General features: G+C 62.3%; 8 protein-coding genes. 6 read left to right on the top strand and 2 right to left on the bottom strand.

Going from position 1 to position 11,473, the window contains the following annotated elements; all coding sequences use genetic code 11:
• Positions 1 to 536: 536 nt before the first annotated feature.
• The 4 genes from ACZ6RT_RS36365 to ACZ6RT_RS36350 all read left to right on the top strand — a co-directional run bounded on the left by ACZ6RT_RS36365 (position 537) and on the right by ACZ6RT_RS36350 (position 7,942).
• Positions 537 to 1,241: a hypothetical protein gene (locus tag ACZ6RT_RS36365; protein ID WP_470158561.1), complete on the top strand. Its 705-nt coding sequence runs from the start codon at positions 537 to 539 to the stop codon at positions 1,239 to 1,241.
• Positions 1,238 to 3,448, top strand: coding sequence for a hypothetical protein (locus ACZ6RT_RS36360; RefSeq protein ID WP_470158559.1), 2,211 nt, complete (start codon positions 1,238 to 1,240; stop codon positions 3,446 to 3,448). Before ACZ6RT_RS36365 ends, ACZ6RT_RS36360 begins: the two co-directional genes overlap by 4 nt.
• A gap of 85 nt (positions 3,449 to 3,533) precedes the next feature.
• A complete protein-coding gene (locus ACZ6RT_RS36355; protein ID WP_470158557.1) occupies positions 3,534 to 5,651 on the top strand; it encodes a hypothetical protein in 2,118 nt (705 codons plus the stop codon).
• A gap of 521 nt (positions 5,652 to 6,172) precedes the next feature.
• Positions 6,173 to 7,942, top strand: coding sequence for an IS481 family transposase (locus ACZ6RT_RS36350; protein WP_470158568.1), 1,770 nt, complete (start codon positions 6,173 to 6,175; stop codon positions 7,940 to 7,942).
• A gap of 85 nt (positions 7,943 to 8,027) precedes the next feature.
• Here ACZ6RT_RS36350 and ACZ6RT_RS36345 read toward each other — a convergent pair whose 3' ends face one another.
• Both ACZ6RT_RS36345 and ACZ6RT_RS36340 read right to left on the bottom strand, forming a co-directional pair.
• Positions 8,028 to 8,714, bottom strand: a complete 687-nt coding sequence (locus ACZ6RT_RS36345; RefSeq protein WP_470158555.1) for an HAD family hydrolase — start codon at positions 8,712 to 8,714, stop codon at positions 8,028 to 8,030.
• Positions 8,711 to 9,553: a GntR family transcriptional regulator gene (locus tag ACZ6RT_RS36340; RefSeq protein WP_470158554.1), complete on the bottom strand. Its 843-nt coding sequence runs from the start codon at positions 9,551 to 9,553 to the stop codon at positions 8,711 to 8,713. The genes ACZ6RT_RS36345 and ACZ6RT_RS36340 overlap by 4 nt, the downstream gene beginning before the upstream one ends.
• Positions 9,554 to 9,689: 136 nt before the next feature.
• Here ACZ6RT_RS36340 and ACZ6RT_RS36335 point away from each other — a divergent pair, with 136 nt between their 5' ends.
• Together ACZ6RT_RS36335 and ACZ6RT_RS36330 are read left to right on the top strand one after the other, a co-directional pair.
• Positions 9,690 to 10,019 carry an SCO3933 family regulatory protein gene (locus ACZ6RT_RS36335; RefSeq protein ID WP_344899307.1) on the top strand — a complete coding sequence of 110 codons (330 nt, stop codon included), beginning with the start codon at positions 9,690 to 9,692 and terminating at the stop codon, positions 10,017 to 10,019.
• 93 nt (positions 10,020 to 10,112) lie between these two features.
• Positions 10,113 to 11,450: an FtsK/SpoIIIE domain-containing protein gene (locus ACZ6RT_RS36330; protein ID WP_470158553.1), complete on the top strand. Its 1,338-nt coding sequence runs from the start codon at positions 10,113 to 10,115 to the stop codon at positions 11,448 to 11,450.
• Positions 11,451 to 11,473: the final 23 nt, after the last annotated feature.

Below are 11,473 nucleotides of genomic sequence, written 5' to 3'. Positions count from 1 at the left end.
ACCGGTCTCGGGCGAAAGATCTCGGAGATCTTGCAACGGAAGTAGGCATCCGCTCCGCTCTGCCGGACCGGGGACGTGCCCGCGACCGTCATTAGGAACGGAAGCCACGCGGCAGCCTAAAGAGCGCCGCAGCAGGAAAGCGGTGAGCGCTCGACTGGGCTACGTCATGGGGGTGGTTGGCCCAACGCGCGCCGAACCTCCGTCATCCGCAAGATCATTAAACACATGTTCCACGCTTGGCTTGACAGCCCCTTCGCCCAATCGAGGGAAGGCTCTCGGGCTGCCCTGTCGTTGCCTTACAGTTCTCGGGCGTGTTCGCACAGGGTGATCACCAGTAACGTAGTGCGTCGATCATCCGATGCCCTTGATGGCAGGGCGCACGTTTTGTGCCGCGATGACCGCTGTTGCAGTTCATCGAGTGTGCTCCAACGCATGGTGTCTTCGGGACTTCGAGGCGATAATTGACCCGCCGCCTGAGTTGGTCGTCCCGCTGCGATCGAGATTGACCGGATGAGATGAGTGGAACTATAGAAGACATGGAAGCGACGGGTCGCCCGTCAGGGACTCGAACACAGCATGCCGTCCGATTACTTGTTCTACTGGCCGAGTGCGGCGATTCGATTATTGACGGCGCACCTCTTCACACGGCTAAGATCATTCGCAGCGAATTGAAGCTCCAAGCCATGGATTTCTGGATGCGAAATCCAGACTATCTCGCCGACGAACTGGTAACCATGGTAGAGGCCGGCAAGATCGCCGAAAGTTTCTTGAATACTGCCCATTCGCTATTAAATGATCCAGAACCCGATCTGCATTGGTACCCAATGCCGCGCTGGTTCTTTGGTGCGTATGAGCAACTCGACGACGCATTTGCTCTGCTAGAGACTTACGGTCTCGCGGCCTTGCAGCGAACCGGTCAACCGGGCAAGAAAAGCAAACGCAACCAGTTTTACTTGACGCAAGCTGGCGCAGATGCAGCCGCCGAGCTTGCCAGTGATCCTGTATTAGGTTGGTACGCCAGGCAGGCCAATCTCGTAGCCTTAGTCGTTGGTGACGATGTCGGCCAACGTCTAAAAGACCGGCAGTATAAGCAGGCTACCTATGCGAACACCGAACTTGGCCTCGATATTGCGCCTATTGCCCCCCGGGTTAGAGAGCGCCTCGACGCGATGAAAAAGCTCGCTCTTACTCTGGCAAACGCCGCAACCGACGCTGCAGAAAATGTTGGAGGCCGAACGTGAGCGCTCTAGCCGACGAGGTCGTCAAGAATCTCGCGAGAAGGCAAGGAGAACGGCGGTACATCCTGACCGCCGGAAAGGTCGACGGAATTCTAGCCGACTTGGGCATTCCGACCTTGGCAACCAAAGCCGTCCCAGTGCCCTTGCGCGTCACCCGAATTCACTTCAGCGGCACTAAACGGCTTGCTCCGACGCACCCTGATGCTGCGGGCTATGATACGGAGGAGAACGCGGAAGACCACTCGGGCAATATCGACGCGGAGAACGACGAATCGATACTAGTCGAAGACGACGCCAAAACTATTGACGTCAACTTAGATGGCGACAAAGAAGGCAGCTTGGACGCAGCTAGATCCAGGCCGCCCCGGCTAGTAAAAGTCCCATTTAAGTTTACGTGGGAGCCGCAAGCAGGCGTCAACGGCATTGGATCGGGGCGTAATCTGCGCGGAAAGTCGACAATCCTCAACGTCCTAATGTGGTCGCTGGCCGGCCGGTGCCCACGGTTCCAGCCTGACATAAGGCGATGGATCGAGTATGTCGAGGTTGATTGGACAGTCGGCGCCGAGCAGTTGCGAGTTTCTTTCGCCGCAAAAAACGGAAATGCGAGCGGACGAGTCGTCAAACTTGGCGATGTCGGCACGCCAAGCAAAAGCACTATTATCGGTGAATTCAACGGCGTCGAGTTCGAAGGCGTTATGGGTTCACTAATGATGACCCGGCTACGCTTAGAGCACATCCCCGTGTGGACTGACACAAAAGCACAAGTACATGCCTGGCCGTCGTACTCGAGTTCGTTCGTTGTACGAGCCAGCCAGCTCGACCCGATTGTTGGGAACGAGCAAACTATTGGCCTGCGAATGATGCAAATGTTCATAGGCACTGATTGGGCGCCAGCACAGGCTATCGCAATGACGGTACGTCGCGGGATAGAGACCGAACGGTCGGCTGCGACTGAGAAAGCCAAAGTGGCTGGCGAAGCCGTGGAGGAGAGCCGAAAGGAGGCACAGAGAGCAATTGATGATGTGAAAGCGAAGATCGCAGCAATTCCGGCAGAGATGCCTGACGTTGAAGCAATGTTGCAGTTCGCAAACCATGCTTCCGATCTTTCGCGACAGTTGCACGCACTCGAAGGTCGACTCATTAGACAGTCTTCACTCGCTGAGACCGCACGTCAGCAACTCAAGGCGGCGAAGGCGCGCATTCACGCCGATTACGAGGACGCGCTCGCAACCAAATTTTTTCACCGTATGCGACCGACCGTGTGCCCGCGTTGCGCGGCGAAGGTAACAGCTGAGCGGCAAGCGGCTGAACCCAAGAAGCACGAGTGCTCAGTCTGCGCAAGCGGCCTCAACCTCGAAGCGTTGAAGTCTGATGTCATCATTGCTGCGTCTCTGCCCGAAGAGGTTACCTCCGCGCTAGTTGCGCAAATGGCAGGTGACGGCGACGAGGTCGATCTCGACGAAGGGTCACGGAACGAAGTCGAAGCGGCCGAAGCGGCCGTCGCTGCAGCGGAGGCGGTCTTAGCAACGCTGGTTGCAGAAATTAACGAGCTCACCAAACAGCGGAATGCTGTTGCGGCAAGGGTGGAAGCTGAGGGCGATCTACTCTCAGCGACCGACGCACGCCGCACTCTTGAACTTCAACTCGCGCGCGCTGAGGGAGCCCTTACAGCGCTGACTCAGTCAAGCAACCCAAAGATCACCGATCCGGTAGATCCAGAACGTGCAGCGGTCGCGGATGCAGCTGAACAAGTGTTGAAGAAGTGGGTGAAGGACCACCAGGATCCGCTGCTACTGAAGATCTCCGCTGACATCGAACGGCTTGCCGTCGGTTTTGGTGTCGACAGTCTTAGTGACATCAAGCTCGACGGCGCGGCGAACATGTCGATGCGTAAGAACGGCGATCCGGCTACATACTCCGTCATCACCGAAGGGGAAAAGCTACGCGTGAAGATCGCGACTGCTATTGCCCTCATCAAGCACGGCTGCGCAGAGGGCATCGGCCGACACCCTGGCTTGCTCGTCCTGGACTCGCCGGCCGCAGAAGAGATGCCCGAGTCAGATCTTGCCACGATGGTTGAGGCGCTCCGATCAGTGGCAGAGGAGGCCGACATGCAGATCTTTGTCGCAACCCGCAACGCGACCCCGCTCGTCGACCTCTTGCCCAAGGCGAGTCGAGTCGTGGCTGAAGGCGACAACTACGTGTGGTGACTGGGCTTGAGATGGTGTTTCATGACAGTTTGTTGTCGAAGCGCCTACAGCTTCGCAATCAGGCACCGGAGTCGAGAGGGGGCACATGAGTACCGACCCCTCCACGAACCTTGCCGAAGACATGATGGCGTTGCTCATGAGAAGTCCGAGCGGACCGCCAACTAAGGATGCTCTCGCGTTTCTTGGAGGATGGGAGCGTCTGGCTGTCGACAGTCCTGCCCTCGCCGACAGTCCGGTGCTCATCCCGCTCGTCCGGCTAATTGTGCGTGAGGCTGCGCACCCCGATAATCGGACTGGCGCTTACACAGATGCGCTGCGCGCCGTAACTACCGCAGTCGCGGCAACTCAAAGCCCCGCCATCTTCGCCGATAGCCTAGACGTGCTGCTTAGCAGCCCGTTCGCACTCGATGCTGTTGGTACTGCCTTAGTTAGATCGCTTGAGGACATCATCGACGGCTTCCGGAAACTTGAGCACTCCGATAGCCGTGCTGCCCAACGAGCAGCGGACGCTCTAGAAGCACTCACGCGGCTAGTCTTGTCGGGAATCGGATCATCGTTTGGGTTATTGGCTCTCTTAGAACGCTTCGATGCGCCCATGCCGAAGCCCTTCGGAACTGCAGTTATCCGGGCCGTTGGCACTGCTGTCGACTACTGGCCCCACGCCGCCAGCCTCTCCAGTGTCGTCCGGCTTATTGCAGGCATGGATCCGCCGACAGGCCAGATCCGCCTGGACGCCGACCCAGAGGACATTGCCTCTGACGCCGCCTGGGTACTAGCAGGTATCGAGTTAGTTAGTGCCCTACGCGCATCTGATCTTTCTAGGATGACGAAACATTTGGAGGCATCCGCAGCGCATCTAAGGGTCGCTCAAGACACCTATGAGCGTGAAGACGCCAGCATACTGCTTACCGTTGTCGAGATCCTATGTGGCCTCCTTCAGGAGTCGGGCGTACCTCCGACTGTAGAAGCGCTAGGAATACCGCAGTTGCAGCCGGAGGCTCTGGACCACCTGGCTGAGCGCGTTCGTCGGATCAACATCACCTCGATGGGTCTTAACCACTGGTATGGCGATTCAAAAAGAGCCGCGATCCTTGCTTGGAACCGGCTTGCGGACGACCTGAATAGGCTTCGTGTAGAGTTCGCGCGCAGCAGTTTTTACAAGGCCGAGATTGTTGTTGACGATCTTCTACAAATCTATATGGGGTCGCGTGCAATAACAATCGTACGCTGTGAGGAGGACGCCGACGGCCTGCTCACGCTCATACAGCCGATCGTCGAGTCCGGCTTCGCGAGGACCGCTGGACTGCTGAGCAACCTTGAGGATCACACCTACGTCCTCGAACAGCGAGCAGCAGAGGCGACTGACGAGCAGCACAGCGCCCTCTCCGAGCAACTTGAAGTCGCCCGTACGGTACTGGCTGCTGCGAAAACTCATGCGCTGGAAGGCGCTGGTCAGGGAAAAGGCGAAGGCAGTAGGGCGTCAACGCCGCTGCCATCACCGCTTAACCAACTCATTCGGGACGACTCCATTGTAGCGACCGAACTCGGTACTTTTAGCGCACAGGCCCTGGCCGAACTAGCTCAGGCAATCGACGCCATGACCATCGCAAAGCGCAGCCTCAACCTCGTGGAGAGCGATGTGCACTCTGTCATCCGTGCTGCTCTGGCATCAAGCCCGGATTACAATGGCGAAGTAGCAACCGCCGTCAATGAAGTCTTGCGATTTATTATTCGGTTTGTCACAACGCGAACCAATGCGCAATCCGATCTCTACGCCTACCTGTTTGATCCGAATGCCAAGGAAGATTCAATTCACCTCGACCTATACAACTATCTCAGCAGTACTGATCTCGGATCGATCACAGAGTTTGAGGTTCAGCATGTGGGCGGCGGACGCATAGACCTTCGTTTAAAGTTCGACGGCTTTGCGATTCATATCGAGATGAAGGTCGACTCTACTAAAGTTCCCATGAACGACAAGATTTCCTACCTCAAACAAGCAGTTGCCTACCAGGGTACCGACATCCGTATTGGGTTTCTCGTCGCCCTACGGCATAAGGCATTCGACCCTTCGGGGCCACCACCCCATCTGAGTGCGCTCATCGGCCACACCAAGTTTGACATCGAAGGCGACCCCGTGCCCAGGCACATCGTCACCGTCCAGGTTCCCGGCAGCCGCACCAAGCCATCAGATATGAGGTAGTTCCGGATACTCCTATCCATGTCTCGACGCTCGTCAGCCCTCAAACACAGCCTCCGTTAATTAGGAAAATTTTTCGTTGGGCATTAATCATGAACTATCGATACAGAAAGAATGTTCACCGCTAACTCCATCCCGATTTTCCCTAATGGCAAGAGTCTTTTCCATGGTGTGTAAATGACGAGGTCTCTCGCTTGGAGGCTGCTATGCCAGCTATCAAGCAGGAGATGCGCTCACTCGTCGAGTGCCGACTCTTGCGGAAAGAGCGCGTGGGCGGCGCTGGTCGCGACCGGCCGAAGAGCCGCAGCGCGGCCAGCGACCGCCCGACGCGTGCAGGCCGCCGCAGGCGGACTGCCTTGATGACGTAGGGAAAGTTTGAACCACGCCCGTCCGGGCTTCGTGTCCTACTTCGGCTGATGCTTGACAGTGCGGCTTCGGTTGATGCTTTACACCCCTTCGGCTGACCTGCCTTCCTGGTGATCGGTGACGATCGCGTGGGGAGGCCCGGGTTGGCGCTGGTGGAGTTGAGCGTCATGGAGCAGCGGTATCGCGCTGTGTTGGAAGTAGAGGCGGGCTGTCCGGTGACCGAGGTCGCGCAGCGCTATGGGGTCTCGCGGCAATCGGTGCACGCCTGGGTGCGCCGCTATCGAGCCGGCGGCCTGGCGGGGCTGGCTGATCGCTCGCATCGGCCCCAAGAGTGCCCGCATCAGACGGCTGCCTCGGTGGAGGCGCTGGTGTGTGAGTTGCGCCGCTCCCATCCGCGGTGGGGCCCGCAGCGGTTGGCCTATGAGCTGGCGCGTCGGGATGTGACGCCGGTGCCGTCGCTGGCCACGGTCTATCGAATCCTGGTGCGCAACACGCTGATCGTTCCGGGGCAGCGGCGCCGTCCCAGGTCGTCGTATGTGCGCTGGGAGCGTGAAGCGCCGATGGAGTTGTGGCAGCTGGACGTGATGGGTGGGGTGATGCTGGCCGATGGCCGGGAGTGCAAGCTGATCACCGGGATCGACGATCACTCCCGGTTCATCGTGATCGCGCAGCTGGTGGTGCGAGCGTCGGGGCGCGCTGTGTGCCAGGCGTTCGCGAACGCGATGGGCGCCTTCGGAGTGCCGCAGGAGGTGCTGACCGATAACGGTAAGCAGTTCACCGGCCGGTTCACCAAGCCGCGGGCCACCGAGGTGTTGTTCGAGCGGATCTGCCGGGAGAACGGCATCACCGCGCGCAACACGCAGGTGCGCTCACCGACCACGACGGGGAAGATCGAGCGCTGGCACAAGACGGTGCGCGAGGAGTTCCTGGCCGCCCATAAGCCGTTCGCCAGCACCCAAGCCGCTCAGGACGCCTTGGATGCGTGGGTGGCCGATTACAACACCATCCGGCCGCATCAAGCGCTGGACATGGCGACTCCGGCCAGCCGGTTTGCCCGCGCTGCACAGGTCCTGGCTGAGGGTGCACAAGAGTTGCCGTTGCGGCTTCCGGCGGAGCTGACCGCGCTGCCGAGCCGAGCTGCGTCGACGTCTGAGACGTCGAGTGTCGTCGTCGCCGAGGCGGTGCCGGTGGCCGTGGAGGTCGACCGTGTGGTGCCGCCGAGTGGGAACCTGACCGCGTGCGGGCGTCAGGTCTGGCTGGGGCCGGCGCGAGCCGGGCAGACCGTCATTGTCTGGGCCAGCGCCACGACCATGCACGTCTTCATCGGCGAGGAACTGCTCAAGACGCATCCGGTGACGTTGACCGGTGCCGACCTGGGCCGGTTGATGGCCGGTGGGGGCAGGCCGGGCCGTCCGTCGCCGGCGACCGCGCTGCCGGCGGGGCCGTTGGCGGCTGATGCGGTGGTGGAGGTCGACCGGATGGTCAACAACGCCGGGTGTGTGGGCCTGGCGGGCAAGCTGCTCAGCGTCGGGGTCCCGCTGGCCGGTCAGCGGGTCACGCTGCGGATCGACGCGCAAACGGTCCGGGTGATCGCCGGAGGGGTGCTGGTGCGCACCAGGCCGAGCCCGTTGACGCCCTCGCAGCGAGGCCGGTTGCACGGCGCCCGCTTGGCCCACAGCCCCAACGCCGCCGCCGTTGGCCTGTTCCCGACGGTGGAGCGGGTGGTGTCGGGCAACGGCACCCTCATGGTCGCCGGTTGCAAGGTCCAGGTGGGTCAGGTCCACCGCGGCAAGGTCGTCACCGTCGTCCTTGAACAGACCCGATTTCGGGTGCTGTTCGAAGGCGAGGAGCTGTCGGAGCATCCGCGAACCGTCATCAAGGAGGTCAACCGGCTGCGAGCAAGCGGCCACATCGACTACAGGATCTAGGCCAGGTGGAAAGCATCAGCCGACACTGATCCGTCAACCATCAACTGAAGCTTTACACCCGTCCGGGCTTCGTGGCCGGGCTTGGCTATCGGCCCGCTCTGACCGCTTCGGCGAGTTCCTGCATGCTGCTGGTCACTGCACCTGCTCCGGCGTAGGTGAGCTTCGCTTCCTTTCCAGGTTCGTTCGCGTAGGCGATGCTCAGTGCTCCGGCGTTGGCCGCGGCCTGCATGTCGAAATCAGAGTCTCCGATCAAGACGGTCTCCCCCGGCGGCACATTCGCCATCTCACAGGCTCGAAGCACCGATCGGGGATGCGGCTTCATCTCGGCCGGGTTGCCGATCGGCCGGCCGACGACCCCGGCAACCTGCTCCTTCAGCTTGGCCAGATCAAGGAAAGTCCCGATCGCGCGCTCGGAGTTGTTGCTCACGATCACTACGGGCCGGTCCGCCTCAGCACAGGCATCAAGGAGTTCCCGCACGCCCGGTGTGATCTCGGCGCACCCTGCGGCATCGACCTCGTAGCCGATGAACGCGGCCTCCACCTTGTCGACCAGGCTCGGTGCGAAGAACGCCGTACGGCGCAACACCTTGAGCGGATCGTCCAGCTCCGCGACGTCCTGGGGAAGCTCTGCTCCCTCGTCCTGGAGCAACCGCTTGAGTCGGGCCGCGACCAGGGGTGCCGGTAGGCCAGCGAAGATGCTGCACACCGGGCCGTCGAAGTCGAGAAGAACGGCGCGGGACCGTCGGAAGATCTCCGTCAGCGTCTCGGTCACAGCTCGATTTCCCGGCTGATCGTGGTCCACATGCTCTCGAACCAGGTGCGGACCTGGGCGACGTACTGCGACTGCATCGACGAGGCGTCCTCGGTCACCTGGTAATGGAACAGCACCGCGTCCTTGCCCATGACGTCGTACAGCTCGTGTGGCTCGCCCTTGATCCGCACCGTGTGCTTGACCACCGGGTAGAAGCCGAAGAACACCTGCTCCCGGTTGATCACGTAGAACTTGAACGCCGGGGTCGTCTGGTGAACGCGCACCTCGACGGACGTCGACTTCACCAGTCCGAGGTCCGCCAGCTCGTGGACGGCGTCCGCGATGGCCTGGGTGCTGCGCTGCTGGATGCGGTGGGCGCGTGCCCGGATCACCGGGTCGTCGCTGAGGTCGTCGGCCCGGCACGGCAGGGACATCGGCTGGTCCATGTCCGGGACCAGGATGCGGATGCTGATGGACTCGGGCGTGAGCCGTCCGAGACGGATCTTGTCCAACGGCTCCTGGAGCATGCCCTGAAGCGTCTCGCCGGAGAAGCCGGCGAAGTCGATGGCAACGTTGGTCGTCTCGAAGGCGTGCTCGATGTGCGGCCTGAGCTCTACCGGCCGCTCGGTGCGCTCCCGGACGAACACGCCGCTCCCCTGGCGCGACACGATCAGACCCTCGTCCCGTAGCAGGCGGATGGCCTGCTGGACGGTCATGCGCGCCACGCCGTACTGCTTGGCGAGTTCGGTCCCGGAGGGCAGCTTCTCCCCCGGCTCGAACTTCTTCGTCAGGATCGCCGCACGCAGGGCGTTCGCCACCTGCTGGTAAGGCGGGCGCGGGTCGTCAGGGTCAAGACTCATCACGCAAATCAGTCTAGTTCTCCTAGGTCGCCTAGGCCAGTTCTTCTCGAAGGGTTGACATGGCTAGCCATGCTGGTCAACATTGAGCCATAGCCAACCTGGCTAGGCAGGTTAGTCAACTCGAGGAGTGATCCACATGCGCAACATCCCCGTCGACCTCTCGGCCCTGGCGTTCATTGTCGCGGGCGAACCCGAGCCCAAGATCGTGGACCGCGCCACGGGCGAGGTCAAGAGAGACGCGGAAGGGCGGGAGCTCTACACCATCCCGCTCCTGCCCAAGCCGAACGACGACCGGCGCAACCCGGTGATCGTGGTGACGTTCCCCAGCGAGACGTTTCCGCAGATCCCCGAGGGCGTGCAGGTCGTCCCGGTCGGCCTGGCCGCGTTCTTCTGGTCGATGAACGGCCGCTCCGGTCTCGGCTTCCGCGCCGAGACGATCCGGCCGGCCGCCGTCCGGGCCGCCTGACCGGCCTGACGTGGTGCCCCTGGAGCGGGCTCGCCTGGCAGCACCGCCCGCTCCGGGGCCTCCTCTCGCCTACACGAAAGGACGGTTCTCATTATGTTCGAACGTCTGCTCTGGCTCACCGTGGCCGCTGCCGTGGTCGCCATCCTGCTCCTGTGCTGGCGCAGGTGGCACCGGCCCTCGTTCTGGTTCGTGGTCGGCTACCCGCTCGCCGCGATCACCGTCCGCGCCACCTGGCGCAAGGTCGCCCTCGGTTGCGGGCTCACCAAGAAGCGGCAGCGGTTCTGGTTCACCACCGTGCCCGGCCTGATCTCCTCGACCGGCACCGTACGGGTAAGGCGCAGGTTCCAGCGGGTGACGGTGGACACCAAGCCGTGGATGTGGCTCCCGCTGCCGACCAGGCACGGCTGGCGGGTCACCGTTCACACCCTGGAGGGTCAGGTACCCGCCGACTACAGCGCGGCGGCGGAACGGCTGGCACACTCCTGGGGCGTTCACGCGGTTCGCGTCTCCTCGCCCCGACCGGGACGGGTAGTGCTCGCCGTGACCGTCCGGGATCCCCTCGTGCGCATCGACGACCTGCCTCCGTCACCCGACCTGCTCAGGGTCACGGTGGGACGGCTGGAGACCGGTCACCCCTGGGAGATCGACTTCCGTACCGTCCCGCACTGGCTGAACGCCGGGGCCACGCAGTCGGGCAAGTCCAACCTCGCCAACGCGCTGATCGTCGGCCTGGCTCCGCAACCGGTCGCCCTGGTGGGCTTCGACCTCAAGGGCGGTGTGGAGTTCACCCCGTACGCGCCCCGGCTGTCGGCGCTGGCCACTTCGCGCACCGAATGCGCCGATCTGCTCGACGACCTGGTGGCGCTGATGGCCGATCGGATGGAGGCGTGCCGGGATGCCGGGGCGCGCAACATCTGGCAGTTGGACGACCACGACAGGCCGGTGCCCGTCGTGGTCCTGGTCGACGAGCTGGCCGAGCTGTACCTGATGGCCGACAAGAGCGAGAAAGACGAGATCGCCCGTACGTCCACGGCACTGTTGCGGGTCGCCCAGCTCGGGCGGGCCTTCGGCATCTACCTGTTCTGCTGCGGCCAGCGCATCGGCTCCGACCTCGGCCCCGGCGTCACCGCTCTGCGTGCCCAGTGCTCCGGCCGCGTCTGCCACCGCGTCAACGATCCCGAGACCGCGACCATGACCCTCGGCGACCTCGACCCGGCCGCCCTGGTCTCCGCCCGCGCGATCCCCGCCGAGACGCCCGGCGTCGCGATCGTGGCCGGCCAGGACGGCCAGTGGTACCGGGCCCGTTCCTTCTACGTCTCCGAGGCCACCGCCGAGTACGCCGCCCAGCGGCACGCCCACCTGACCCCGTCGTGGGCCGCGGTGATAGCCCCTCACGTCGGCGACACCGTGCGGGACCTGCACGTCGCCTGACCTCATCCCCCGGCCCGGTGTGA

The organism is Streptosporangium sp. NPDC050148 (genome assembly GCF_055586505.1).
The sequence above is the reverse complement of the archived record's forward strand: the minus strand, read 5'-3'. Positions and strand labels throughout refer to the sequence as shown.

Bases quoted from the DNA above. Each gene is read 5' to 3' on its own strand.
- ACZ6RT_RS36365 (WP_470158561.1), top strand. From the start codon at position 537: ATGGAAGCGACGGGTCGCCCGTCAGGGACTCGAACACAGCATGCCGTC.
- ACZ6RT_RS36355 (WP_470158557.1), top strand. From the start codon at position 3,534: ATGAGTACCGACCCCTCCACGAACCTTGCCGAAGACATGATGGCGTTG.
- ACZ6RT_RS36340 (WP_470158554.1), bottom strand. From the start codon at position 9,553: ATGAGTCTTGACCCTGACGACCCGCGCCCGCCTTACCAGCAGGTGGCG.
- ACZ6RT_RS36335 (WP_344899307.1), top strand. From the start codon at position 9,690: ATGCGCAACATCCCCGTCGACCTCTCGGCCCTGGCGTTCATTGTCGCG.
- ACZ6RT_RS36330 (WP_470158553.1), top strand. From the start codon at position 10,113: ATGTTCGAACGTCTGCTCTGGCTCACCGTGGCCGCTGCCGTGGTCGCC.